The 26,338-nt window shown below is 62.0% G+C and carries 22 protein-coding genes; 13 read left to right on the top strand and 9 right to left on the bottom strand.

Features of this window, described 5'->3' with window-relative positions; translation table 11 throughout:
• Nucleotides 1-158: 158 nt before the first annotated feature.
• The 6 genes from AC1D2N_RS17530 to AC1D2N_RS17505 all read right to left on the bottom strand — a co-directional run bounded on the left by AC1D2N_RS17530 (nucleotide 159) and on the right by AC1D2N_RS17505 (nucleotide 6,475).
• Nucleotides 159-1,235, bottom strand: coding sequence for an ABC transporter ATP-binding protein (locus AC1D2N_RS17530; RefSeq protein WP_130654174.1), 1,077 nt, complete (start codon nucleotides 1,233-1,235; stop codon nucleotides 159-161).
• A gap of 61 nt (nucleotides 1,236-1,296) precedes the next feature.
• Complete coding sequence (locus AC1D2N_RS17525) at nucleotides 1,297-2,184, bottom strand: carbohydrate ABC transporter permease (RefSeq protein WP_130654173.1); 888 nt, start codon at nucleotides 2,182-2,184, stop codon at nucleotides 1,297-1,299.
• Nucleotides 2,185-2,187: 3 nt separating this feature from the next.
• A complete protein-coding gene (locus AC1D2N_RS17520) occupies nucleotides 2,188-3,096 on the bottom strand; it encodes a carbohydrate ABC transporter permease (protein WP_130654172.1) in 909 nt (302 codons plus the stop codon).
• Nucleotides 3,097-3,162: 66 nt separating this feature from the next.
• Entirely contained in the window at nucleotides 3,163-4,425 is a 1,263-nt protein-coding gene (locus tag AC1D2N_RS17515) for an ABC transporter substrate-binding protein (protein WP_130654171.1), read from the bottom strand.
• A 104-nt stretch (nucleotides 4,426-4,529) separates the two neighbouring features.
• Complete coding sequence (locus tag AC1D2N_RS17510) at nucleotides 4,530-5,429, bottom strand: sugar phosphate isomerase/epimerase family protein (protein ID WP_130654170.1); 900 nt, start codon at nucleotides 5,427-5,429, stop codon at nucleotides 4,530-4,532.
• A gap of 11 nt (nucleotides 5,430-5,440) precedes the next feature.
• Nucleotides 5,441-6,475 carry a Gfo/Idh/MocA family protein gene (locus tag AC1D2N_RS17505; RefSeq protein WP_130654169.1) on the bottom strand — a complete coding sequence of 345 codons (1,035 nt, stop codon included), beginning with the start codon at nucleotides 6,473-6,475 and terminating at the stop codon, nucleotides 5,441-5,443.
• Between the two features lie 134 nt (nucleotides 6,476-6,609).
• On the opposite strand from AC1D2N_RS17505, the gene AC1D2N_RS17500 reads away from it, so the two are divergent.
• Complete coding sequence (locus tag AC1D2N_RS17500) at nucleotides 6,610-7,653, top strand: substrate-binding domain-containing protein (RefSeq protein WP_130654168.1); 1,044 nt, start codon at nucleotides 6,610-6,612, stop codon at nucleotides 7,651-7,653.
• Nucleotides 7,654-7,694: 41 nt separating this feature from the next.
• Here AC1D2N_RS17500 and AC1D2N_RS17495 read toward each other — a convergent pair whose 3' ends face one another.
• Nucleotides 7,695-9,032, bottom strand: coding sequence for an LLM class flavin-dependent oxidoreductase (locus AC1D2N_RS17495; RefSeq protein WP_130654167.1), 1,338 nt, complete (start codon nucleotides 9,030-9,032; stop codon nucleotides 7,695-7,697).
• A 319-nt stretch (nucleotides 9,033-9,351) separates the two neighbouring features.
• On the opposite strand from AC1D2N_RS17495, the gene AC1D2N_RS17490 reads away from it, so the two are divergent.
• Nucleotides 9,352-10,569 carry an SfnB family sulfur acquisition oxidoreductase gene (locus AC1D2N_RS17490; protein WP_130654166.1) on the top strand — a complete coding sequence of 406 codons (1,218 nt, stop codon included), beginning with the start codon at nucleotides 9,352-9,354 and terminating at the stop codon, nucleotides 10,567-10,569.
• A gap of 77 nt (nucleotides 10,570-10,646) precedes the next feature.
• On the opposite strand, the gene AC1D2N_RS17485 is transcribed toward AC1D2N_RS17490, so the two are convergent.
• Complete coding sequence (locus AC1D2N_RS17485) at nucleotides 10,647-11,855, bottom strand: acyl-CoA dehydrogenase family protein (protein ID WP_130654165.1); 1,209 nt, start codon at nucleotides 11,853-11,855, stop codon at nucleotides 10,647-10,649.
• Between the two features lie 78 nt (nucleotides 11,856-11,933).
• Nucleotides 11,934-12,980 carry a substrate-binding domain-containing protein gene (locus AC1D2N_RS17480; protein ID WP_130654164.1) on the bottom strand — a complete coding sequence of 349 codons (1,047 nt, stop codon included), beginning with the start codon at nucleotides 12,978-12,980 and terminating at the stop codon, nucleotides 11,934-11,936.
• A gap of 235 nt (nucleotides 12,981-13,215) precedes the next feature.
• On the opposite strand from AC1D2N_RS17480, the gene AC1D2N_RS17475 reads away from it, so the two are divergent.
• The 11 genes from AC1D2N_RS17475 to AC1D2N_RS17425 all read left to right on the top strand — a co-directional run bounded on the left by AC1D2N_RS17475 (nucleotide 13,216) and on the right by AC1D2N_RS17425 (nucleotide 26,280).
• Entirely contained in the window at nucleotides 13,216-14,700 is a 1,485-nt protein-coding gene (locus tag AC1D2N_RS17475) for a sugar ABC transporter ATP-binding protein (RefSeq protein WP_130654163.1), read from the top strand.
• Nucleotides 14,697-15,758, top strand: coding sequence for an ABC transporter permease (locus tag AC1D2N_RS17470; protein ID WP_130654162.1), 1,062 nt, complete (start codon nucleotides 14,697-14,699; stop codon nucleotides 15,756-15,758). The genes AC1D2N_RS17475 and AC1D2N_RS17470 overlap by 4 nt, the downstream gene beginning before the upstream one ends.
• A gap of 17 nt (nucleotides 15,759-15,775) precedes the next feature.
• Complete coding sequence (locus AC1D2N_RS17465; protein WP_130654161.1) at nucleotides 15,776-17,173, top strand: LLM class flavin-dependent oxidoreductase; 1,398 nt, start codon at nucleotides 15,776-15,778, stop codon at nucleotides 17,171-17,173.
• A 238-nt stretch (nucleotides 17,174-17,411) separates the two neighbouring features.
• Entirely contained in the window at nucleotides 17,412-19,022 is a 1,611-nt protein-coding gene (locus AC1D2N_RS17460; RefSeq protein WP_130654160.1) for an ABC transporter substrate-binding protein, read from the top strand.
• A 40-nt stretch (nucleotides 19,023-19,062) separates the two neighbouring features.
• Nucleotides 19,063-20,052, top strand: coding sequence for an ABC transporter permease (locus AC1D2N_RS17455; RefSeq protein WP_130654159.1), 990 nt, complete (start codon nucleotides 19,063-19,065; stop codon nucleotides 20,050-20,052).
• Nucleotides 20,049-20,882, top strand: coding sequence for an ABC transporter permease (locus tag AC1D2N_RS17450; protein WP_130654158.1), 834 nt, complete (start codon nucleotides 20,049-20,051; stop codon nucleotides 20,880-20,882). The genes AC1D2N_RS17455 and AC1D2N_RS17450 overlap by 4 nt, the downstream gene beginning before the upstream one ends.
• The gene (locus AC1D2N_RS17445) at nucleotides 20,879-21,673 is read left to right on the top strand and encodes an ABC transporter ATP-binding protein (RefSeq protein ID WP_130654157.1); all 795 of its coding nucleotides are present in this window, start codon (nucleotides 20,879-20,881) and stop codon (nucleotides 21,671-21,673) included. The genes AC1D2N_RS17450 and AC1D2N_RS17445 overlap by 4 nt, the downstream gene beginning before the upstream one ends.
• Entirely contained in the window at nucleotides 21,670-22,452 is a 783-nt protein-coding gene (locus AC1D2N_RS17440; protein WP_130654156.1) for an ABC transporter ATP-binding protein, read from the top strand. The genes AC1D2N_RS17445 and AC1D2N_RS17440 overlap by 4 nt, the downstream gene beginning before the upstream one ends.
• Nucleotides 22,453-22,463: 11 nt before the next feature.
• Complete coding sequence (locus AC1D2N_RS17435; RefSeq protein WP_130654155.1) at nucleotides 22,464-23,558, top strand: pyridoxal-phosphate-dependent aminotransferase family protein; 1,095 nt, start codon at nucleotides 22,464-22,466, stop codon at nucleotides 23,556-23,558.
• A gap of 71 nt (nucleotides 23,559-23,629) precedes the next feature.
• Nucleotides 23,630-24,493, top strand: coding sequence for a glycerophosphodiester phosphodiesterase (locus AC1D2N_RS17430; protein WP_197728294.1), 864 nt, complete (start codon nucleotides 23,630-23,632; stop codon nucleotides 24,491-24,493).
• A gap of 128 nt (nucleotides 24,494-24,621) precedes the next feature.
• The gene (locus tag AC1D2N_RS17425) at nucleotides 24,622-26,280 is read left to right on the top strand and encodes a tetratricopeptide repeat-containing diguanylate cyclase (RefSeq protein WP_130654153.1); all 1,659 of its coding nucleotides are present in this window, start codon (nucleotides 24,622-24,624) and stop codon (nucleotides 26,278-26,280) included.
• The last annotated feature ends 58 nt before the right edge of the window (nucleotides 26,281-26,338 follow it).

Below are 26,338 nucleotides of genomic sequence, written 5' to 3'. Positions count from 1 at the left end.
TTCTTGTGATTCGATCAAAGCTCGACCGGACAGGCCCTCAGGCGATCGTCGGGTCGAGCTTGTCGCGCAGCCAGTCGCCGGTGATGCTTTCGAGATCTGGCTCGACGGCGTTACCCGGTTCGATTTTATGACAATTCCAAGCCGACAGGCTGCTGCCTTTATATGACGTGGTCCGTCGACGCGTCGAAGAGATGGATCTGGTCCGGATCGACCGAAAGTCCGATCATGTCTCCTGCCTTGACCCTGTCGCGGCGCGTCTCGACGATCGTCAGTTCCGGCTGGGTCTCCGCGACGATGAAGGTCGAGGAGCCGGTCGATTCGACGAAGGCGATCGGCACATCGAAGCTGCCATGTCCGGGCTCCACGACGCCGATATGTTCCGGCCGGATGCCGGCGATGAGCTTACGTCCGGGCTCGATGGCGCGTGATATCGCAAGCGTCTGCTTCACCGGGCCGAAGTCCAGGATCAGACTCTTGCCGCCTTCCGCGGCAATCGCGGGAATGAAATTCATCGCCGGCGAGCCAATGAAACCGGCGACGAACCGGTTCGCCGGCCGGTCGTAGAGGTCGAGCGGCGCCCCCTGCTGTTCGATGATGCCGTCGCGCATCACCACCACATGGTCGGCCATCGTCATCGCTTCGATCTGGTCATGGGTAACATATACCGAGGTGGCGCCCAGCCGGTCGTGCAGGGCGCGGATTTCCTTGCGCATCGAGACACGTAGCGCTGCATCAAGGTTGGAAAGCGGCTCGTCGAACAAGAAGGCCTGGGGGTTGCGGATAATGGCGCGGCCCATGGCTACACGCTGCCGTTGGCCTCCCGAAAGCTGGCGCGGATAACGGTCGAGCAGCCGGGAAAGACCGGTGATGACAGCGACTTCCTCGGCTTTCTGCTTTGCCTCAGCCTTGGGGACGCCGTGCATTTTCAGCGAATAGGTCAGGTTCTGTTCCACCGTCATATGCGGATATAGGGCGTAACTCTGAAAAACCATGGCGATATTGCGCGCCCGCGGCGGCACATCGTTCATCACCTCGCCGGCAATCTTCAGCGTGCCGCCGGTAATTTTTTCCAGCCCGGCAAGCGAGCGGAGCAACGTGGACTTGCCGCATCCGGACGGGCCGACCAGCGCGACGAACGTGCCCTTGGGAATTGAAAGGTTGACATTCTTAAGCGCGTGAAAGGCGCCGTAGTGCTTCTCGATGCCCAAGAGTTCAATCTGGATGTCCTGGCTCATACCGAAAACCTTGCTGGTCCCCAACCGGGACCGATGAGATGGCCAAGGGTGAAAAACGTCGTCATTTGACTGCCCCAGCGGCGATGCCGCGCGTTAGTGTGCGTTGGAAGATCAAGAAGAAGATCACGGTCGGTATTATACCCAGGAAAGCCGCCGAGGCCTGCAGCACCGGGTCCGACATATTCTGACCGCGGGTGAGGCCCATGGCGACCGAGACCGTCTGGTTGTTGTTGGACACCAGCATGACGAGCGGGATCAAGAATTCGTTCCAAGTCCAAATGAAAAAGAAGGTTCCCAGGACCATGAGTGTCGGCCGCAGTACTGGGACAACGACGAACCACAGCGTTTTCCAGTGGGTCGAACCATCCATCTCGGCCGCTTCGAGGATTTCCTTGGGAAAGGTACTCAGCACGGTCGAGAGCAGGTAAGTCCCGAAAGCGCTTTGCAGGACCGCGAAAATGATGATCACGGAAAGCTGCGTATCGTAGAGACCGCTCGCTTTCGCCATGTAGTATAGTGGGTAAATGATTGACTCCTGCGGCACCATAATGCCCAGAAGAAAGACCACCAAAATCACGCGCGAACCCGGCACCTTGCCGACCCCAATCGCATAGGCGTTGAACAGGCTTATCAGTACCCCCAACACCGACACAGCGAGACTGATCACCACGCTGTTGAGCAGCTTGCGGCTGAAATCAGACACCGTCCAAAATTTCTCGATCGCCGTGAGATCGATCGACCGGGGAATCGATAGCGGTCCGCCGATCGCGTATTCGGCGCTCGCCTTGACGGCGTTGAGCAGAGCAAGGAAAAAGGGAAAGAGCGTAAAGGCGAGGAGTAGAATAAGGATAGCCAGCACCACCCACCGCATCGGATCGCGTCGCGCGCGATCGGCTGCCGCCGTCGCCTTTGCCTTGGTCGTACCATCGCTGAGAACTGAGTAAGCCATGATCTACTCCTTCGACTCCTGCTGGCTCTGGAAGCGTAGGAAAATGACCGCCAAAGCGATCGTCAGAGTCGTTTGCACGACCGCGATGGCTGCGGCATAGCCGACGCGCTGTGTGGTGAAGAAGTGGTAGTAAGTCAGATAGGATGGTACGAGCGTGGCATTGTCGGGGCCGCCGGCGGTGATGACAAAGATTGGCGCAAAGACTTTAAGCGCCGCGATCAGCGTGGTCAGCACAACGACGAAAATCTCCGGCGCCAGGAGTGGAATGGTGATCGTCACCAGCCGGCTCCACCAGTTTGCCCCATCGAGCTCGGCAGCCTCGTAGAGAGAAGGGTCGATGCGCGAAAGACCGGCCATGAAAACCACCAGACAGTAGCCGACCTGTATCCAGACAATGACGAGCGAGACGGCAGCAAGCGCGTATGTCGCATCACCGATCCAGTTCTGTGCGAGATTTTCAAGGCCGATGGCCTTTAGCGTGGTGTTGATGACACCTACGGGATTGAGAATCCAGCCCCAGAGGACGCCCGCGACCGTTACGGGAAGAATCTGCGGTAAGTAAAAACCGGCCCTGAAAAAGCTCGAGACCCATTCCCCGAATTCGTCCCTGACATAGTCGAACAGCAGAGCGGCCAGCACTAGGCCGATGCACACCGGTATCACGGTCATCGAAACGATGAACAGCAGCGTGTGATACATCGATCCCCAGAATTGATCATCCGTCAGCAGGCGATGATAGTTCTGCAGGCCGACCGGTCGTGGCGTGCCGACGCCTTTCCATGCCGTGAAGCTCAGCCCGAGATTAGCAAGCTGCGGAATGAGTACGATTAGAATGAAGCCGATCGTCCCCGGAATGAGATAGAGGCTATAGCCTCGTGAACTGTCGCTCGATCGCTGGCTGGATATGGCCATATCATTCTTCCTTCAGCCTCCCATGATGGGCTGCGCCTTCGGCGCAGCCCATCGTTCAAGGTCGCGCTACTGATTTTCCTGCGTGTCGTCGTAAACCTGCTTGATCTGTTCGACGAACTGCTCCGCAGTCAGACTGCCCTGGAAAAGACCGGTGTCTTTCTGGTTGAGCACGTCGTAGTAGCCGGGAACCGGCCAGTCAGGATAGAAACCGAGGCCGCTTTTGTCAGAGATCTGCTTGAAAACCGCTGCGGCGTTCTTACCAATGGGGTTGGTGATGACGGAAAGATCAGCGGCGATCGGCACGCCGCCGGCATTGCCGAGTTCAGCTTGGTATTTCGGCGACAAGGTCAGGCTGATCCACTCGGCGGCGAGATCGGGATTCTTGCTACCCTTGGGAACGACCCAGAGATTGCCTGTCGAGCCGACCGAATATTTCGGCGTCGGAATGACGAACTGACCCCACTTGAAGTCCTTGATGGTCGAGGCGAAGGTACCGAGATTCCAAGTGCCCGAGACGTACATCGGCGCCTTGCCGGAGGTGAAGAGCAGAGCCGCATCCGGGTCCTTCATGCCCGTGGAGTCCTTGTTGATATAGCCCTTTGTGACCCAGTCGAGCAATGTCTGCGCCGCATAGAGGTAGGGCGCGCCGTCGAGGGGAGCCTTCAAACCCTGATAATTCTGGACCCAGGCGTCATCGGCCTTGGTATAGGCGAGAGAGGCTAGCAAGTGCTGGCCACTGGTGTCGATGGCGCCGAGCGCGAGGGGCGTGAGACCCTTCTGCTTGAATGCTTCCATGTCAGCGACCCACTCTTCGAGCGTCGTCGGCGGCTTGAGGCCTGCCTTTTCGAACATGTCAATATTGTAGAAGCACGAAACATATTCGCCGAAGACCGATACGCCCCAAACAGGGCCGGAGCCATAGATGCCCTTTTCGTCATAACGGCTAAGGACAAAATCGCCTTCGTTAAGGATCTTGTCCCAACCTTCCTTCTTCACATAGTCATCCAGATTGGTCAGTAATCCCTGGCTTGCAACCAAGCCAGCGGTCGCATTGCCCTTGTTGTACTCGAGCACGTCGGGGGCCTGGTCGGAATTGAGGATCATGCCGCCTGAGGCCTGCAACTGCTGAAAGGTCTTCTGCTCGAAGCTGACGTTGATGTCCGGATGTTTCGCCTTGAACTCCTCGAGCGCTTTCTTCCAGACAATGCCCTGAGCCGTGGTCGGCTCCTCGAACCACCAGATCTTGAAGGTCTTCTGTTCGGCATGGCCGACCGATGTCATCAGCATCGCCGTACCGAGTGCTAGCGCAAGTCTTGCAATTCTTTTCATGCTTTCCTCCCAAAAAAGCGGCTGCGCCGCGAAAAGACCAAGTTAGTCAGTCATGGCGCCCCCTCGGGCCTCCCAGCCCGGCGGCGCCCACCTTAGGCGGTTGATCAGGGATCAACAATGAAATCTCCGCCCCGGCATTTCCTTAGATAGTTGAGCCCGTGGACCTGGCCAGTCATTTCGAGTTCGTCGCGATAGACGGGGTCGTGCCAGCCTTCGATGTCGATCGAGCCGGACCAGCCGGCAAGGCGCAGCTCGGAAATGATGTCGGTCCAGTTGCTGTCGCCGAAGCCCGGCGTGCGCATGAAGACGAACTTCTCCTTGCCGAAGATGCCGTGTTCCTTGATGACCTCCCAGCGAATGGTCGCGTCCTTGCCGTGGACATGGAAGAACTTGTGCGCCCATTTGCGGATCTGCGGCAAAGGGTCGATCAGATAGACCATCTGATGGCACGGTTCCCACTCCAGCCCGATATTGTCATCCGGCGTCTCGTTGAAGATCAGTTCCCAGGCATCCGGATTATGTGCGATGTTCCAGTCGCCGGTCGCCCAGTTGCCGTCCATGGCGCAATTCTCGAAAGCGATCTTGACGCCCTTGTCGGCTGCGCGCTTGGCAAGCTCGCTCCAGATCTGCTTGTAGCGAGGCAGGCTGTCGGTCAGCGGCTTGCCGCGGATGCGGCCGGTGAAACCGGCAACGCAGGTGGCGCCGAAGTGATGGGCATTGTCGATGCAGTGCTTCCAGCCCTGCAATGTCTCGAGGTCGATTGCGGTCTCTTCCAGCGGATTGCCGAACATGCCGAGCGTCGAGATGGTGATGTCGCGATCGCCGATCGCATCGAGGCAGCGCTTGCCGAGTTCGGCAAGATCCTGGCCTTTGGTCGTCTGCCAGAAGAAGGGCTCGAAGCTTTCGAAGCCCATGTCGGCGATCTCGCCGATGCGGGTTGCGGCATCGCCCTTGTTGCCGCTGACCATGGTGCCGATACGAATGGATTTTGCAGGGTTGCTCACGTCACTTCATCCTATGCTGAAATTTCGACGCGCCTGCCCGTCTTGGCGCTTTCGATTGCGCCGAAGACCATGGCAAGGCTTCTGATATTGTCGGAATTGACCGTCTCGGGCTGTGTGCCGGTGCCGATCGCCGCGATGAAGTCGGCGATGACGCTGGCGTGGCCATGGGTTTCCTCGTCATGTTCCGGACCGGGAACGTTTACGGCAGCGAAGCCGCGTAGAAGGCCGGGCTCTTCGCCGGCGATGGTCGCCTTGAAACTCTCTTCGCCATCCCAGGTGAGCATTCCCTTCGAGCCGACGAGGCGCCACTGGGTTTCCCAGCTGGTGCGCTCGCCCTCGGCGCACCAGGAGCCGCGGTAGGTGAAGACGATGTCGTCGGAAAATTCGAAGATGGCGTTGGCTGAGGCGCCATGCCGGTACCATGAGCCCTTTGGATTGCGCTCGACGCAATAGACGGCGAGCGGCTTCCTGTCGGCGACGTAGCGCGCCGCATCGAAGGTGTGGATCGCCATGTCGAGAAGCAGGACGTTGTCCATCTCTTCGCGGAAGCCGCCGAAATGCGGCGCCAGGAAGAAGTCGCAATGGATGCCGGTGAGTTCGCCGATCGCGCCGCTGTCGACGAAGCGACGCAGGCGCCTGACGCCTGATATGAAGCGACGGTTCTGGATGACCGCGTGGATGCGGCCGGTCTCGGCGGCAAGATTGACCAGCGCAGCGCCCTCGGCAAGCGAGGCCGCCATCGGCTTTTCGCTGAGCACATGGCAGCCGGCCTTGAGTGCGGTCGAAACGACGTCGTAGCGCGCAGCCGGAATGACGATGTCGAAGACCAGGTCGGCCTTCGTGGCCGTGATGACGTCGGACAGATCCGAACCGATGACGGCGCCATCGAGGCCGAACTCCGCGGCAAGCTTTTCCGCCGTCTCCCGGTTCAGGTCGACAAGGCCGACGATGGTGATGGAGTCGGCCAGCAGAGGGTTGGAAGCGATGGCTCGCAACCAACCTTTGGACATAGCTCCGCACCCGCACAGAATGGCACTGAATTTCACGATTTCCTCCGAGGGAATGGCGCCAACTCCTCGTGACACGCACTCCGTAAACGTTTACGACTGTATGCGGAAACATTTTACCGTGTCAATAGAGGCGGAATGCGAAATTGCAGACTGAAGGAAAATCGCAGTCGATGAAGGGGATTCGCCAGCTTGCCGAATACCTGGACATCTCGATCGGCACGGTGTCCCGCGCGCTGAACGGCAAGCCCGACGTCAATGAGGAAACCCGCCGGCGGGTGCTGGCCGCGGCCGACGAACTCGGCTACGTCGCCAACCAGTCTGGGCGGAGCCTGAGGCAGGGGGAGACGAAGGTCATCGGGCTGATGATCGAATCCAGCAAGGAAACGGTCGAGAACGCCGACAACTTCTTCCTCGGCGTCACCAGCGGCCTGCAGAGCGTCTTTGCCCGCCACAAGCTCGACCTCATCATGCTGCCCTGCCCGAGCGACGAGGACCCGCACGAATATCTGAAGCGGATGGTGGCGCGGCGCATCGTCGATGCGATGTTCATCTCGAACACCCAGCGCGTCGATCGGCGCATCGACTTTCTGTCGCGGGCGAAGATCCCCTTCGTCGCGCTCGGCCGCAGCCTTTCGGCCAGCAATTTTCCCTGGATCGATCTCGATTTCGAGGGCGTGGCCGACCATGCCGTCGAACGGTTGATCGCGCAGGGACATCGCCGGATCGCGATCACCGCGCCGTCGAGCGAGGCCAACCTCGGCTATCTCTTTATCGAAAGCTATCGCCGCGCGCTTGAGCGGCACGATATTCCCTTCGACCCCTCGCTCGTCATCCGCGTCAAGTCGAGTGAACAGGGCGGCTATCAGGCGGCTCACGAGTTGCTGCTGCTCGAAGAACGGCCGACGGCGGTGATCCTGATCTACGAGCTGATGGCGATCGGCCTTTATCGCTGCCTGATGGAATCGGGCGTCATGCCCGGCCGCGACCTTGCGGTGATCGGCTTCCGCGACGCTCCGCGCGCACGGTTCCTGCAGCCCTCGCTCAGCTGCTTTCGCATGTCGCTCTACGATCTCGGCGTCGAACTCGGCCGGATGCTTCTCGCCAACATGCCGGTCTATCGAGAGTTTTATCCAGGTGGCGGGCGGAATATTATCTGGCCGCTCGAACTGATGGCGGGCGAAAGCGACGCGTTTCGGGTTGAGGTCATAGCCTGAGCGCTATCGGCTTGCTTCCGGAAAGCAGAAGCGAGGCCCCTTCATGTACCTGATGCAAAGAACCGGTTCTCCGGCCGCGGCAATCCGAGATGCTCGCGCAGCGTCGTGCCTTCGTATTCGCTGCGGAACAGGCCGCGGCGCTGAAGCTCGGGAACCAACCGTTCGGTGACGTCGAGGAGACCCTGCGGCAAATAGGGAAAGACGACGTTGAAACCATCCGAACCCTCTTCGTCCAGCCAGCGCTCCATGTCGTCGGCGATACTTGCCGGCGTGCCGACGAAGGCAAGGCCGGCATAGCCACCATAACGTTGCGCCAACTGACGCACCGTCAGATTTTCCTCCGCCGCAAGCTTCAGCACCTGGGCGCGGCCGGTCTTGCTGGCATTGGTATCGGGAATATCGGCCGGCAACGGTGCGTCGGGATCGAAGCCCGAAGCGTCATGGCCGAGCGCGATCGAAAGCGAGGCGATGGCGCTGTCGTAATGCACCAAGCTGTCGAGCGTGGCGCGTTTGGCGCGGGCCTCCTCGATGCTGTCGCCGACGAGGACGAAGGCGGCGGGCAGAATCTTCAGATGGTCGCGTTTGCGGCCGATGACTTCCATGCGACCTTTGATATCGGCATAAAGCGCCTTGCCGGCGGCCAGATCGCGCGGCGAACAGAAGACCATCTCGGCGGTCTCAGCGGCAAGCTGGCGGCCAGGGTCCGACTGGCCGGCCTGGACGATGACGGGCCAACCCTGCGGCGGTCGGGCGATATTGAGCGGCCCACGCACGGTGAGTTCGTCACCCTTGTGGTTCAGCACATGCATCTTTGCCGGATCGAAGAACAGGCCACTTTCCCGGTCACGGATGAAGGCATCGTCGGCGAAGCTGTCCCAGAGCCCGGTTACCACGTCGTAGAATTCCCGGGCGCGATGATACCGCTCGCCATGCTCCACATGTTCGTCGAGGCCGAAATTGAGCGCGGCATCAGGGTTCGACGTCGTGACGATGTTCCAGCCGGCGCGGCCGCCGCTGATATGGTCGAGCGAGGCGAAACGCCGGGCGATGTGATAGGGCTCGTCGAAGGTGGTGGAAGCGGTGGCGACAAGGCCGATGCGCTCCGTCACCGCTGCCAGCGCTGATAGCAATGTGAAGGGCTCGAAAGAGGTCACGGTGTGGCTGCGCCTCAGCGCCTCGACCGGCATGTTGAGCACGGCGAGGTGATCGGCCATGAAGAAGGCGTCGAATTTTGCCCGCTCCAGCGCCTGCGCGAAGGATTTCAGATGGGCGAAATTGAAATTGGCGTCGGGATAAGAACCGGGATAGCGCCAGGCGCCGGTATGCAGGCTGACAGGACGCATGAAGGCGCCGAGGCGCAACTGCCGTGAACGGGTCATGAATTTCCTCATGGATCGGGCAAGGCGTCGCCCTGCCCCGCATTGGGCGTTCTTTCTGACCGGCGCGGTGACGCACCTGACATCGGTTACGTAGGAGGTCGCCGTCGTCAAATCGAGACCGAAAGCGCCAGTTCTGGGCAGGATTTTTATCGCTTCCCAGGCAACCGCGTCGCACGAGTGCCGGACCGCAACACTAATCGCGGCGGTCTAAGCCTGATAAGCAAACACTTTTCATTTTCCATCGCATCTATAGAATTTGTGCTCTTATCTCGACGCTTAATTTCTTTCACCGATAGGCTCGTCAGAATTGGAGACATCGATGAACACCGTGCTGAGGCAAGCAGATCAGATCCGGCCCGTGGCCGACCGTATCGGCAGCGATGATGAGGCGATCGCCACCGCCCGCAGACTGGCGGCGCAATTTGCCGCACGCGCAGCCGAGCGCGACGCCGACCGGATCCTGCCGTTTACCGAACTGGATCTTCTCGCCCAGTCCGGTCTTCTGGCGATCACCGTGCCAGCGCAATATGGCGGGCTCGACGTCTCCAACGCCGTGCTTGCCGAGATCACCGCGATCCTGTCCGAGGCGGATGGTTCGATCGGCCAGATCCCGCAGAACCATTTCTATATTCTCGAGGCGCTCAGAACCGACGGTGGCGAGGAGCAGCAGCGTTATTTCTTCGGCCGGGTGCTGGCCGGCGATCGTTTCGGCAATGCGCTTTCCGAGCGCGGCACGAAGACGGTCGGCCACTACAATACGCGCATCACCCGCGACGGGCCGGGTTACCGGATCAATGGCCGCAAATTCTATTCGACTGGCGTCCTCTTCGCCGACTGGATCACCATCTTTGCGCTCGATCCGGAGGATCGGCTGACCATGGCCTTCGTGCCGAAGGGCACCGAAGGCGTCGAGATCGTCGACGACTGGGACGGCTTCGGCCAGCGCACCACCGGCAGCGGTACGACGATCCTCGACAATGTCTATGTCAGCGCCGATTCCGTGGTCTTCCATCACAAGGGTTTCGAGCGGCCGACGACGATCGGCTCGGTCGGCCAGATCATCCATGCCGGTGTCGATCTCGGCATCGCGCGGGCGGCCTTTGCCGAAACGCTTGATTTCATCAGGACGAAATCGCGCCCCTGGATGGATAGCGGCCTTGACCGTGCCTCAGACGATCCACTGACGATCGCCAAGGTCGGCCAGATCGCCATCCGGCTGGAAGCCGCAACGGCTCTCGTGGAGCGCGCCGGCCACAAGGTCGATGCCGCGCAGGTCGAGACGACGGAGGAAAAGGTGGTCGCGGCGACGCTTGCGGTTGCCGCCGCCAAGGTGCTGACCACCGAAGTGGCGATCGAGGCCTCAAACACGCTCTTCGAGCTTGCCGGGACCTCGTCGGTGCAGGCCGGCCTCAACCTCGACCGCCACTGGCGCAATGCCCGCACCCATACGCTGCACGATCCGGTGCGCTGGAAATACCACGTCGTCGGCAACTACCATCTGAACGGTGTGACGCCGCCGAAGAACGGCGCGCTCTGAGATCTCCCTCTCTTCCAAACGAAAACCCCACCGCCGGCGCCGGCGGTGGGGTTTTGCTTTTGTGAATGTCGGTCGCCTCAGCTGTAGAGGCTGACCTCCGGTATCCTGTCGTTCAGCACGAATTCGCCAACTTCCTTCGCCTTGTAGAAAACCGGATCGTGCAGCGTGTGCGTACGGACATTGCGCCAGAAGCGGTCGAAGCGGTATTTGTCGGCCGTCGAGCGTGCACCCGTCAGTTCGAAGACGCGCGAGGTAATGTCGAGCGAGACATGGGTGGCGTGGACCTTGGCGGCATAGGCTTCCGCCGCCGCCTCGCCGCGCTCGCGCGCCGTCACGTCGCGGCCGCGGGCAAGGCCCGCCTGCACGGCTGATGCCGCGCTGTCGGCAAGGGCCGCCGAGGCCTTCAGCGCGGCGGTGAATTCGCCGACGCGTTCGAGGATATATGGATCATCCGCCGCCCGCTCGACACCGGAGGTGATCCACGGCCGGGTGGTGGTTCTGACGTAATCGACGGCCGCCTGCAGAGCGCCTTCGGCGGTACCGAGATAGAAATTGACGAAGACCAGCTGGATGAACGGCGTGTTGAAGGTCGACAGCACCGGCGGCGCCACATCAGGTGCGGCCGGCGCGCCGACGAAATCCTCCTCGTAGACGGGGAAGTCGCGGAACTCGACGCTGCCGCTGTCGGAGAGGCGCTGGCCGATATTGTCCCAGTCGTCATTGGCGACATAGCCGGGGCGATTGGTCGGCACGGCGAAGCCGGCGATCTTGTCGTCGAGCGTCGCATTGGCATTGATATAGTCGGAGACCCGCGCCGCCGTGGAGAAGGACTTGCGTCCGTTCAATACATAACCGTTGCCGCGACGGGTGAGCACCAGCCCGGGGTCGCGCGGATTGACGGCTGCACCCCAATAGAGGTTCCTGGCGACCGTATCGCTGCCCAGCGCATGGGCGCGTGCGGCATCGAGGGCCCAATAGATGTACTGGCTGTTGACATAGTGGTAGCCGAGCAGCTGGCCGATCGAGCTCTCGCCACGGGCGAGGATGCGCACCAGCCTCAGCCCGTCGACCCAATCGAGGCCACCGCCGCCGATTTGCGTGGGATGCAGCGCATTGAGCAGCCCGGCATTTTTCAACTTGATGATTTCGGCAAGCGGCGGGCGGCCTTCGCGTTCGAGGTCTGCGGCGCGCCTGGAAAGGTCAGCCGAGATTTCCTCCGCACGGGCAAAGAGGTCTTCTCGCGTTGGGTTGCGGCTGGCCGCGAAAACGACATTGGACTGGCTCATGAGCGAAACTCCAATTCTCCAAAAAGGGGCTCCGGCGGGAGCTTGACGCTCCCGCCGGAAGGATCGAGGGTGACCTCCTCAGAAAAGCTTGTCCGGAATCCAGCTCGCGGTCGCCGCGTCGCTCGTGCTGAAGGCCGGGATCTTCGCAGCCAGTTCCTCGATCGTCTTAACACCGGCCGCGCGCAAGCTCTCCTGCGTCAGAAGCGTCGGCTTCACGGTAATCTGATGGGGAACCGTCTGGCCGGCGATTTCAAGGGCGGCGGCGCGGATGGAAACGGCGCCGACGACGGCAGGATTGGTTGCGACGGTCGCGACCCAGGGGCTGCCTTCCTCGGTAATTTCCTGGATATCGGCCGTCGAGACGTCGGCCGAATAGATCTTCAGCTTCTTTGCTATGCCGAGGTCGTTGGCGGCGAGCTTCACACCGCGGGCGAATTCGTCATAGGGGGCAAAAACAACCGATATATCGGGATTGGCGGTGAGCGCGGCCTTCGCCTGGTCGGCGGTCGAGGTCGCCGTCGTGTCGCTGACATTGCCGAAACGGGCCTTTTCGACCACGCCCTTATTCTCCGACTTGAACTTGTCCCAGACCTCGTTGCGGCGGTCGAGCGGCGCAAAGCCCGCGACATAGACATAACCGGCGTTGAAGTCTTTGCCGTTGTCCTTCACCACCTGTTCGAGCGCAAGCGAGGCGAGCTCGTGATCGCTCTGCTCCACCTGTGGGATTTTGGGATTGTTGAGGTTGACGTCGAAGGCCACGACCTTAATGCCCTTGTCGAGCGCCTGCTGCACGACGTCGCCGAGCGATTCCGGCAGGCCGTGGTCGATGACGATGCCGGAGACGCCGAGATTGATCGCCTGCAGGATCTGCTCGCGCTGCTCGGCGGCGTCCTGCCGTCCGGGGAAGACGCGCAGGTCGATATCCAGCGCCTTGGCCTGGGCTTCCGCACCGGCCTGGTAGGCCTGGAAGAAATCGCCGGCCGAGATGTAGCTGATCAGAGCCACCTTGACGCCGCCCTTATCGAAGGGGGCCGGAGCGCCGGACAGGCCGTCGGCTTTTGCGGCTTGAATGAAAATGAACGGAATGACGGCGGCAGACCGTGCGAGCCGTGCGAGGGATTTCATCGTCGCGTTCCTTCTAGCAAACGAAAGCGTCGTCTGACAGGTCTGACAGCCCTCGCGACGCGTCGGATTATTTAGATATAATCTCTATGTTTTTAGTAGAGTAAATGATCCGATTTTACGGGCTGCGGGAGATTCTTTGTTTCCCGAGAGCAGTTCGCAAGGGAAAGGCGTGCCTGGAGTTCAACCGCCCGGACAGGGCACACTCCGGCTTCGAATGCAGCCCCGGACACTATTGATGCCGCTTCTTCACATTGAAAACATCACCCGCAGTTTCGGGTCGACGCGGGCGCTTGCCGGCGCTGATCTTTCGATGGAGCGCGGTGAGATCGTGGCGCTGATGGGTGCAAACGGTGCGGGCAAATCGACGCTGGTGAAGATCCTTTCCGGCGTGCTTCCGGCCGATGGCGGGACGGTCAGCCTTGGTGGCCGCCCCTTTGCGCCGCGCAGCCCGGCCGAAGCGGCGAAGGCTGGCGTCGTGACGGTGCATCAGTCGACAGACCTGGTCGGCGCCGCCGGCCTGACGGTTGCCGATGCGCTGCTGCTCAACCGGTTCGCCGATCGCAGCACGCCCTTCTTCGTCTCGCGTGCCGGCATCCGCCGTGCCGCGCAGTCCATGCTCGATGCCGCCGGCTTCAGTCTGCCGCTGGACCGTGATTTCGGTGAACTCACCAGCGCCGATCGGCAGCTGGTGGCGATCGCCCGGGCGCTTGCCAACCGCGCCGATCTTCTCATTCTCGACGAGCCGACGGCAAGCCTTTCCGGAGAGGAAAGCCGGCGCCTCTTCGATATTCTGCTTAGGCTTCGCAAGCGCGGACTGGCGATCCTCTATATCTCGCATCGTACCGCCGATCTCGAAGCCATCGCCGACCGCGCGCTCGTCATGCGCGGCGGCCGCGTCGTCGGCACTTTCTCGCGGCCGATCGATTTTTCGAGCGCCATCGAGACGATGATCGGCCGCAGACTGGAGGCGGCTCGGCCGGATGCGCGGCCTGCGACCGGTCCGGCGATTTTCGAGATGCGCGATATCAGACTGCTCTCTGGGGCCACCTCCTTCAATCTGTCATTGCATGAGGGTGAGGTGGTGGCGGTGACCGGTGTGCTCGGCGCCGGCAAGAGCCGGCTGCTCCAGGCGATCTTCGGCGTGACGGCGCTTGCCGGCGGCACAATGTTCCTCGATGGCCGGCCGTACCGGCCGAAAAGCCCGGCTGATGCAATCGCGGCGGGTGTCGCCATGGCCGCCGAAGACCGTCATCGCTCCTCGCTGATGCCGCCGGCATGGCCGGGCCATTCGCTGTCGGCGACGATCAGCCTGCCGCATCTTGGCAAATGGTATCCGAGCGGCTTCCTCGTCGGCGGCCGTGAACGACGCGAGGCCGAACAGGCAATCGCCCGTCTCGGCATCAAGGCCGCGGGTCCGCTCGCCTCGGTCTGGTCGCTGTCCGGCGGCAACCAGCAGAAGGCGGTGATTGCCCGCTGGGAGGCGGAACCGAGCCGGCTGCTGCTGCTCGACGAACCCTTCCAAGGTGTCGACGTCGGCGCCCGGCATGACATCATCCGGGCAATCCGCGCCCGCACCGACCGGGCGACGCTGATCGCGACCTCCGACCCGGAGGAGGCCTATGAGGTGGCCGACCGCATCCTCGTCATCGACCGCCACGTGTTGAGGCCTGCGGCAGACGGGGCCGCTCTTTCCTCTGCCATCCAGGGAATATCCGCATGACGACGATCGAAGACGACACTCTTCCACAGGCAAGCGCCGGGCCGAAGGCATCGCCGCGGGCCCATAGCAGCGGTCTTGCGTCTCTCGGGGCATTTCTCCGGGCGGGCGCGGTGTTCATCCTGCTGGCGCTGCTCATCGTCGGCTTCACCATTGCCCAACCCGCCTTCATCAATATCGCCAATCTGATGAGCATCTTGCAGGCGGTGTCCGTCGTCGCCATTCTCGGCGCCGGCGTCACCGTCACGCTGGCCGTCGGCGGTTTCGATCTGTCGATCGGCGCGGTCGCCGCATCCAGCGTGATGGCGGCCAGCTATGCGATGATCGTCTGGGGCCTTGATGCCTATGCGACGGTGCCGCTGGTGCTCGCCTTTGGCGCTCTGGTCGGCCTCGTCAACGCCTTCCTCATCGTCCGCCTGAAGGTGCCGGATCTCTTGGCGACGCTGGCGATGATGTTTCTGCTTTCCGGCCTGCAGTTGATCCCGACCGCCGGCCGGTCGATTTCGGCCGGCCTCACTCTACCCGACGGGTCGAAGGCGACCGGCGCCTACGATCCGGCCTTCCTGCTGATCGGCCGCTACAGCATCCTCGGCACCCTGCCCGTTTCGGTGGTGCTGATGGCGGTGGTCGCCATCGCACTCTTCATCCTCACCGAACGCACCCGCATCGGCCGGCTGTTGTTTGCGACCGGCGGCAACGAGGTCGCGACCCGGCTTGCCGGCGCCTCGACGGTGCGGCTGAAGACGCTCGCCTATGTCCTATCGGGCACGCTGGCATCGCTCGGTGGCATTGTCATCGCCGCCCGCGTCGGGCGTGGTGATATCTCGTCCGGCGGCTCGCTGCTGATGGATTCGGTCGCCGCCGCACTGATCGGCTTTGCCGTCTTCAACCTGCGCCGCCCAAACGTGCTTGGCACCATTGCCGGCGCGGTCTTCGTCGGCGTGCTGCTGAACGGCCTCACCATGCTGAACGCCCCTTATTACACCCAGGATTTCGTCAAGGGCGCCGTGCTCGTCGGCGCGTTGGCGCTGACCTACGGCCTCGGCCGCAGCAATCCCTAATTCCAAGGAAGAAAGACATGACCCGCGAAATCAGGCTGAACGCCTTCGACATGAATTGCGTCGGACACCAGTCGCCGGGGCTCTGGCGCCATCCGCGTGACAAGTCCTGGACCTACAAGGATCTCGACTACTGGGTGCATCTGGCAAAGACGCTGGAGCGCGGCAAGTTCGATGGGCTGTTTATCGCCGACGTGCTCGGCGTCTACGATGTGCTGAACGGCAATGTCGATGCTGCCCTTCGCCATTCGGCGCAGGTGCCGGTCAACGATCCGCTGCAACTGATCCCCACCATGGCCTACGAAACCGAGCACCTCGGCTTCGGCCTGACTGCGTCGCTCTCCTTCGAGCACCCCTACACCTTCGCCCGCCGCATATCGACGCTCGACCATCTGACCAAGGGCCGTGTCGGCTGGAATATCGTCACCTCTTACCTCAACAGCGGCGCGCTCAATATCGGCCAGCCGGCGCAGACGAAGCATGATGACCGCTACGATCTTGCCGAGGAATATCTCGAGGTCTGCTACAAGCTCTGGGAGGGAAGCTGGGAGGACGGCGCCGTCGTCCGCGACCGGGAAAGCGGTATCTTCACCCATCCTGACAAGGTCCACCCGATCCGCCATTCCGGCAAGCATTTCAACGTGCCCGGCATTCACTTGAGCGAACCCTCGCCGCAGCGCACGCCAGTGCTCTACCAGGCCGGCGCCTCCAGCCGCGGCAAGGATTTCGCCGGCGCCCATGCCGAATGCATTTTTGTCGCCTCCCCGTCGAAGGCAGTGCTGAAGCGTTACGTCGCCAATGTCCGCGAGGCGGCCGAACGCGTCGGCCGCAACCCGCGCGAAATCCTTGCCTTCAACCTGCAGACCGTGATCCTCGGCGAAACGGATGCGGAAGCGCAGCGGAAGTTCAACGAATACCGCAAATACGCCTCCTTCGAGGGTGCGCTGACACTGATCTCCGGCTGGACCGGCATCGATTTCGGCCAGTTCGGGCCGGACGAAGTGCTGCGGCACCGCCATACCAATGCGGTGCAATCGGCCGTCGAAACCTTCACCACCATCGATCCCACCAAGGAATGGACGGTGCGCGAAATGGCCGATTGGGTCGGCATCGGCGGTTTCGGCCCTGTTTTCGTCGGCTCGCCGCAAACGGTCGCCGATCTGATGCAGGAATGGATCGAGGATACCGATGTCGACGGCTTCAACCTTGCCTATGCCGTGACGCCCGAGAGCTTCGAGGATGCCGTCGATTTGCTGGTCCCGGAACTGCAAAAGCGCGGCGTCTACAAGACCGACTACGCCAAGGGAACGTTGCGGGAAAAGCTCGGGGGAGCGGGGCCGCGGCTCGTCGCGCCGCATCCGGGGGCGGCCTATCGCAACCTCGCCGGAGAACCGGTCAGGCTTGCCGCCGGCGGGTGACCGGCGCGGCTTGCTTACAGCGCCGCGCGTCCTCTCAGATGCACAAAGGATGCTGTAACACTTTGAATTGCTGCATAATTCTGTAAATCGATGTCGATTAAGGAATTATGCAGCGCGCGAATGCGCGCAGGATGGAAAAATATCTCGCCCGGCTTGCGCATTTGAATTTAATATCCGTCGCAATGATCTTTTCGCTTCGAATATAGTCTGGCGAATTGTTCACCGATCAGGAGGGGTCATGACCGTATCATCTATCTCGCGGCGCACGCTGATGAAGGGCACCGCCCTGCTCCTTGCCTCGACGGCGCTCGCCCGGCAGGCGCTCGCGCAGACCGCGCCCGCCGGCGGCCGGCTGATCGTTGCAGCCGATTCCGAGCCGAAGAACCTCAATCCTGCCATCGTCGCCTCGAACGGCGTATTTTTCGTCGCAAGCAAGGTGATCGAGCCGCTCGCCGAAGCGTCGTTCGACGGCAAGGATGGGCTTTCGCCGCGCCTCGCCACCTCCTGGGAAGGCTCGGCCGATGGCCTCTCCGTCACCTTCAAGCTCCGCGACGGCGTCACCTGGCACGATGGCAAGCCGTTTACCTCGGTCGATGTAGCCTTCTCGGCGCTCAACGTCTGGAAGCCGCTGCAGAATCTCGGCCGCCTGGTCTTTGCCAATCTTCAAGCCGTCGATACGCCCGACGATTACACCGCCATCTTCCGCTTCTCCAAGCCGACGCCGTTCCAGCTGATCCGCAACGCGCTCCCTGTCGTCACCAGCGTCGTCGCCAAGCACATTTTCGACGGCACCGACATCGTGACCAACCCTGCCAATAACACGCTGATCGGCACCGGTCCGTTCAAGTTCGCCGAACACAAGCCCGGCGAATATTACCGGCTGACGCGCAACGAAAATTACTGGGACAAGGAGCAGCCGAAACTCGACGAGATCATCTTCCGCGTGCTGCCCGATCGCGAAGCGGCGGGTGCAGCACTCGAAGCCGAGGAAATCCAGCTTGCCGCCTTCTCGGCGGTGCCGCTCGCCGATCTCGACCGTATCTCGAAGGTCGCCGGGATCAAGGTGATTTCGAAGGGCTACGAGGCATTGACCTACCAGCTCGTCGTCGAGATCAATCACCGCCGCAAGGAGCTTTCCGACCTCAGGGTCCGTCAGGCAATCGCCCAGGCGATCGACAAGAAATTCGTGGTCGACACCATCTTCCTCGGTTATGCGGCCGCCTCGACCGGCCCGGTGCCGAAGAATGCGCCGGAGTTCTATACACCCGATGTCGCGGCCTATTCGTTCGACCCTGCGGCCGCCAACGACATTCTTGACAAGGCAGGATACAAGCAAGGACCGGATGGCAACCGCTTTACGCTGAAACTGCGCCCGGCGCCCTATTTCAACGAGACCCGGCAGTTCGGCGATTACCTTCGCCAGGCGCTCGCCGTGATCGGCATCAATGCGGAGATCGTCAATGCCGATGCGGCTGCGCACCAGAAGGCTGTTTATACCGACCACGACTTCGACCTTGCCGTCGGTCCGCCGGTCTTCCGCGGTGATCCGGCGATCTCCACCACCATTCTCGTCCAGTCCGGGACGCCAGCCGGCGTGCCCTTCTCCAATCAGGGCGGCTACGTCAATCCGGAGCTCGACAAGATCATCAAGCAGGCCTCGGAGACTGTCGACACGACGGCGCGCACCGATCTCTACCGCAAGTTCCAGCAGCTCGTCGTTGCCGATCTGCCACTGATCAACGTCGCGGAATGGGGTTTCATCACCGTCGCGCGCGACAGCGTGCTCAACGTCTCGGACAATCCGCGCTGGGCCGTCTCGAACTGGGGCGATACGGCGCTGCAATCGTGATAGGATCGGCGGCAATTCTCTTCCAGAGGCCCTGTCCGGCGTGAGACGTGCAATCATCCTCCTGAGGCGCAGGGCGATCAGCAGCATTCCAGTGCTGCTGATCGTGGTGATCTTCACCTTTTTCCTGCTTGAATCCGCCTCGGGCGATGCTGTCGACGCCTATCTCGGCTCGATCGGCGGCGGCGATGCCGCACTTAGGCAGTCGCTGCGCGAGAGCTACGGCCTCGACCAATCGATGTTCGCGCGCCTCTGGCTCTATCTTTCCTCGCTCGCACGCTTCGATCTCGGCTGGTCGGTCGCCTTCGGCCGGCCGGTCGGTGCCCTCATTACCGAACGCCTGCCCAATACGCTGCTGCTGATGGGCAGCGCCACCGCACTCTCCTTCGGCCTCGGCTCAGCGCTCGGCATCCTTGCCGGAGCGCGGCCGGGCGGTCTGCGTGACCGGCTGCTGTCGATCGGCTCACTGATCGTCTATGCCATTCCGAGCTTCTGGCTCGGCCTGGTGCTGAGCATCGCCTTTTCGGTGAAGCTGCGCTGGTTTCCGATCGCCGGCGTCGAGACGATCGCTTCCGGCAAGACAGGTTTTTCGCGCGCGCTCGATATCGCCGATCATCTGGTTCTGCCGGTCGGCGCGCTCGCCCTGATCTATCTCGCCTTGTTCCTGCGGGTGATGCGCAGCGGCATGGCCGAGGCCTGGAAGCTTGATTTCGTGCTCTTCGCCCGGGCCAAGGGTCTGTCGCGCAGCCGGATCGTGCTGCGCCATGTCGCGCGCAACGCGCTGCTGCCGCTCGTCACCATGCTCGGGCTGCAATCGGCGGCCATGCTCGGCGGCAGCGTGGTGATCGAGAGCATCTTTGCGATCCCGGGTTTCGGGCGGCTGGCGCAGGAGGCGGTCAACGGCCGCGACGCGCCGCTGTTGATGGGCATCGTCGTCACCAGCGCCGTCCTGGTCATCTCGGTCAATTTTCTCGTCGATCTCGTCTATGCCGCGCTCGACCCGCGCATCGGCGCTTCGGAGGGCGGCGTATGAGCTGGCTGTGGCGACTGCTGCGCACGCCGGAAGGTGCGGCAGGGTTTGCGATCCTTCTCGTCCTGCTTTTGGCCGGGCTGCTCGCTCCCGTCATTTCACCGGGCGATCCGCTGAAAATTGCCGGCCGCGCGCTGCTGGCGCCGTTCGCCGATCCGGCTTTTCCGCTCGGCACCGACCGTCTTGGCCGCGACGTCCTGGCGGGGCTGCTCTACGGCGCACGAACCTCACTTGCCGTCGGCCTGGCGGCGGCGTTTTCGGCCATGGTGCTGGGACTTTGCGTCGGCCTGGCGGCCGGTTTTGCCGGCGGACTCATTGACGAGGCGCTGATGCGGGTGGTCGACGCCTTCCAGATCGTACCGGCTTTCTTGCTCGCCCTTGCTTTCGTCAGCACCATCGGAGTGTCGACGCCCATTGTCGTCCTTGCCATCGCACTCGGCACCTGGGCCGATCCGGCGCGGCTGACGCGAGCGCAGGTGCTTGCAATCCGCGAGCAGGATTACGTCGCCTCGGCAAGGGTAGTCGGCATGCATCCGGCCGAGATCGCCTTCCGGGAAATCCTGCCAAACGCGTTGCCGCCGGTGCTGGCGCTCTCCGCCACCATCGTCGCCGGTGCGATCCTCACCGAGGCGGCGCTGTCCTTCCTTGGCCTTGGCAATCCCAATATCGCCACTTGGGGTTCGATGATCGCCGAAGGTCGCAGCGTGCTGCGTTCGGCATCCTATCTCTCAGTCATACCGGGCGCTGCGCTCGCCACGACCGTGCTCGGCGTCCATCTCTTCAACGAGGGGCTCGGCAAGGTGCTTGGCGATGACGGTGTGAGGGCGACATGAGCGGCATTTTCTGCAGCCTGCGACAGCTTTCGGTCACCTATGGGCGCGACAGGAATAGCGCGGCCGCGCTCGATGGCGTCGATCTCGATATCGTCGCCGGCGAAAGGCTGGCGATCATCGGCGAAAGCGGCTCCGGCAAGAGCACGCTTGCCCGCGCGCTTGCCGGCCTGCTGCCGGAAGGAGCGAAGGTCGGCGGCGAGATGCTCTGGCCCGGACTTGGTCATCCGCCGCGCGCGGGGCGCGATTTTGGCTTGGTTTTCCAGGATCCAGGCTCCAGCCTCAATCCCGTCCTGACGGTCGGCGAGCAGGTTGCCGAAGGCGCCAGGCGCCATCTCGGCCTCAGCTGGAAGCAGGCCTATGTCAGGGCCTGGGAATTGCTCGGCCGGGTGCGGATACCGCAGCCTGACAAGGCGATGCGTGCCTTTCCACATCAGCTTTCCGGCGGCCAGCGCCAGCGTGTGTCGATCGCGGCTGCCATCGCTGCGAAACCTGCTCTGCTGATCGCCGACGAGGCGACCAGTGCGCTCGACGTCGTCGTTCAAGCCGAGATCGTCCGCCTGCTCGACGGGCTGGTACGCGAGGATGGGATGACGTTGCTCTTCATCACCCACGACATCGCGCTTGCCTCCGGATTCGTCGATCGCATCGCCGTTTTCCGCAATGCCAAGCTGGTCGAGGCGGGCCCCGTCCGTTCAGTGCTTTCTGCGCCGAAAAGCGACTATACCGCCGCCCTCATCGCCAGCCATCGCGACCTCGCGACGCCACCGCTGATCGCGGAGGTGTTGCCATGAACGATGTGCTGCTTTCCGTCGAAAACCTATCGAAGGGCTTTTCTTCTGCGGGCCGCCAGGTTGCCGCTCTCGACAATGTGTCGCTGACGATCGCGCCTGGGGAAACGCTCGGTCTCGTCGGCGCCTCCGGCAGCGGGAAATCGACGCTGTCGCGCATTCTGCTGCGGCTTCTCAGCGCCGATGCCGGCTCGATCCGCTTCGAGGGAGAGGATTGGTTCGCTCTGAACGGCGCGTCTTTGCGCCGCCGGCGGGCGCGCATGCAGATGGTGTTTCAGGATCCGCTTGCGGCCTTCAATCCGTTGGCGACCGTCGGCACGGTGCTCGACGATCCGCTTCGCATCCACGGCATCGCGGCGAAAGACCGACGCCCGGGCGAGATCGTCATGCTTCTCGAACGTGTCGGCCTGCCTGTCGATTATGCCGACAGGCCGGTTCGCGCACTCTCCGGTGGCCAGCGGCAGCGTGTGGCGATCGCGAGGGCGATTGCGACAAAGCCATCGCTGCTCGTGCTCGACGAGGCGGTGTCCGCCCTCGATGTCACCGTGCGCGGCAGAATTCTGGAGCTTCTGGTCGACCTGCAGAAAGAACAGGGCATTGCCTGTCTCTTCATCTCGCACGACCTTGCCGTGGTCCGTGCCGTCTCCCACCGCATCGCCGTCATGGATGGTGGGCGGATCGTCGAGACCGGTCCGGCAGCGGCGGTCGTTGCGGCGCCGCAATCCGAGGCTGCCCGTGCGCTCGTTGCCGCCGTCCCCCGTCTCGTGACCGATCCCTGCTGAAGGAAGTATCCATGTCCGATCTTGGTTGGAATCCCCTGCATGGCGTGCCCTCCTATCCCGCGGAGCGCTACGCCGTCCTTGCCGACAGAATCGGCGACATCTTGCGCAGCCGCAACGATATATTGCTGGTGCAGGCCGAGGCGGTGGTGGCGCTGGAGGCGGCTGCCGTCAGCCTTGCGCGCCCCGGCCTCACAGCACTCAACATCGTCACCAGCCTCTATGGCGGCTGGTTCGGGCAATGGCTGCGGCGGGGCGGTGCGACGGTCGCCGATATCGTCGCCGAACCGGGCCTGCCGATCGAGATCGAAGCAGTCGCCAAAGCGCTCGACGCCGGTCCTCGCATCGATGTGCTCGCTCTCGTTCACGCGGAATCTGCAAGCGGCATCCTCAACCCCCTGCCCGAAATACTGGCGCTTGCCCGGGCCCGCGGCATCGTCACCATCGTCGATGCAGTGGCCTCGGTCGGCGGTCATAGTTTCGAAGTCGACGATCTCGGCATCGACATTGCGGTTGTCGGCCCGCAAAAGGCGCTCGGCGGGCCTGCCGGCGTGTCCGCACTCTCGGTCAGCCACCGCGCCTGGGATCTGATCCTGACGGATGGCGCACCGTGCGATTCGATCTTGTCGTTGGCCGATCTGAAGACCTGGGTCGACAGCGGCCGACGCGGCCTGCCGGGAACGCCGGCGCCGCTGGAATTCTTCGCACTGGAAACGGCGCTCGACCGCGTCGAGGCCGAAGGCCTGGAGAATATCGTCGCCCGCCATGCGCTGGCGGCATCGGCGACACGGGCGGGCATTGCCGCGCTCGGCGCCCCGGCCTGGGTACCGGCAACAAAGGCTTCGAACCTGGTGACGGCGGTGCCGGTGCCGGAGGCACTGGCGCCTGCCGCGCTGATCGCAGCCGCCGGGCAGTTGGGAGTCGAGCTGACCGAAGGCGTCGGAACTGGGCCGGCCCGTCTCTTGCGGCTGAACCACACTGGTCCGCGCGCCGCATTCCAGACGGTGCTCTCGAACGTCGTGGCGTATGGCGCGGCCCTCAGGCAGACCGGCCATCCCTCGGATATATCAGCCGCTGCGGAGGCAATATCCGCAGCCTACAGCCGATGAAAGCCGTATTCGGCCCTTGATAATCATGGCTCATCAAGGCAGGAGAGTGGTATCGCGGAGACTTGGTGCAGATGACGAAATTGCTGGATGCGCAGGGCCTGGAGATTTCACATGAGGGGCATCGCACCCGCCTGAAATGGCACCGATTGCGCAAGCGGTTTGCCGATCCGTTGTTCTCAGCCGAAGTGATGGCGGAGGGATTTGCGTCAGGCGCCTCGATGGAGCTCGATCTGCGCGTGCGCGCCGATGGCGGTTTCGTCGTGCTGCACGACGAGGACCTCGAAGGTGAAACGACCGGGCATGGACCGATCACCGAAAAGAGCATCGGTGACCTCGGCGATATCAGAATGCAGGAGGGCGACCGGCCGCTGATCCTCAGTGAGGATCTCGCCGCCATGATGCAATCGACGAATCCGGCCGCGCTGCTGCAATTCGATATGAAGGACGACTACGAGGCGATCGGCGCCAGGGGCATTGAGCATCTTGCCGAGCATTTCCGCGATATCGCGGCCTCGGTGATCGTCAGCGGCGACAGTCTCGATCTCATCGTCGCGGTCAAGGAGAAGCTCCCGCATCTGCTGCGTGGGATCGACCCCACCGACAAGCTCTACGATATCAGCAAGGCTCGCGGCTGGAAGGCGGTCGAGGCGGAATTGCGCGCCGACCTGCGCGGCCCGACGGAACCGGACACGATCTATCTCAATTGGCGGCTGATCCTTAATGCCGCCAATGAAGGTCTCGACATGATCGCGCTCTGCCAGGAGCAAGGCAAACGCGTCGATGCCTGGACCTTCACCCTGAAGGATCCGGAGGCCGGCTTCAGCGAAGAGGAATGGCGAAACTTCCAGGCGCTGATGGCCCTGAAGCCGGATCAGATCACCACCGACGAGGCACCGGCGACCGAACGCGCCTGGGAACGCCGCATAGCGGATTAACCGGCGGGCGTCGGCGCATGGTGTCGAAAGATATGAGAGATTTTCGATAGCCTATTTCCGGGCTTGTCGCGTACTTTTTGCAATTTGCATCATTTTAAACTTCTGATGCTATCCATATCAGCAGACAAATGTTGGTGTTCGAGATGCAAGTTGTTGATACTGAAGCAGTTACTCAGCAGGCAAATCCCAACTTACAAGAAGCGTGGCATCTTGGATGTACAGGCCATTCGCTTGAGGCACTCGCACTGGCCGGCGAAATCCTTGCTGATGCCAAGGCGCGGGGCGACGATCGGCTCGCCGCGCAATGCGACACCGACATTGCCTGGTACTGTTTTCAAATCGGCAAGGCCGAACTTGGGCTGACGCATATCCGGCGGGCGGTAGACTTCTGGAAATTGAACGGGGAGCGCAAACAGGAAGCCTGCGCCCGGGCGTATTTCGGATGGCTGCTCTTGGAATTGGGCTTGCCGGAGGAAGCGATCGAAGAAGCGACCCGCGCCTTGGATCTGGCCGACAAGACAGCAGACCCGAAAGCGCAAAGCCTGGCGACCAACGTCGTTGGAATCATCTTCTGGTACAACAAGCAGCCCGACCGGGCCATCTTGATGAGCGAGAGGTCCGTCGAACTCGCCAGGTTGATTGGCGACAGAACCTATGAATGCTGGTGGCTGATCAATCTCGGCGGCGCTCATTCGGAAGGCGGATATATCGAGGAGGCGCTCGGCCGCCCGGAGGAAGGACACCAGATGCTGGTCAGAGCACTGGAACTGACCGAACAGGCGCTCGACATCGCAACCGAGATCGGCGACAGCTGGGCTGCTCGTATCTGCCTCGGCAACAAGGCCGAGTTCCACAGCCATCTGGGCGAGCATGACAAGGCGCTCCAATGCATGGAGCGCTACCGGCTGTTTCAAGAGAACAGCTATGTCCGGGACAGGCAGCAATATCTCTACACCCTGGGCCAGATCTACAACAATTCCGGAAAATTCACGGAAGCCCTATCGCCGCTGCTCGAGGCGCTGGAGCTGATCGACGCCGGCGGCAGTTTCGATTCCTATGTTCAGATCTATCTTTATCTGTCGCAGGCCTATGAGGGGCTGGGGCAGTTCGATCAGGCGCTGGAGGCACATAAGAAATACCACCAGGCCTATTTGCGCAATAGCGCCGAGAGTACCCAGCGGCGCGCACGTCTCGCCGAAATCTACTATGAAACCAAACGGTTCAAGGAAGTTGCCGAAACGGAATCGAAGCGCGCAGAAACGCTGGAGGCCTCCTATCAGAAATTGCAGGAGCAAACCGATATCCTTGCCAATGCCGTCTATCTGGACGCACTGACCGGGCTCTATAATCGCAAATATCTCGACAGCCGGTTTAAAGCGCTGACATCTGAGAAACGTCCATATTCGATCGCGATGCTGGATGTCGATCACTTCAAGTCGATCAACGATAACTTCTCTCACATGATCGGCGACCGGGTCCTGAGTGCCATTGGAACTATACTGCGCGGCCAGCTGCGCATTACCGATCAGGCAATTCGCTTTGGCGGCGAGGAATTCGTCGTCTTGCTCGCCGGCACTCCCCGAGGCGCTACCGATATCTGCGAGAAGTTGCGTTCGGCCATTGAGCGGTGGGACTGGTCCGAGGTCTGCAACGGGCTGCATGTGACGATCAGCATCGGTGTCGCCGGTAGTACTCTATCCACCAATTCTCCGAACGAGATTTTGGCGATCGCAGATCAGAATCTCTATGCGGCGAAAAAGAGCGGCCGCAATCGCGTTGTTGCGTAACGGGCGTTCCGTAACTTTCGGGCGAAGTTCGCAGTCTCACAAATCGGGCGGATCGCGT

It is taken from the genome of Rhizobium sp. P1_B8, assembly GCF_056406515.1.
This window is presented reverse-complemented; position numbering and strand designations above follow the sequence as displayed.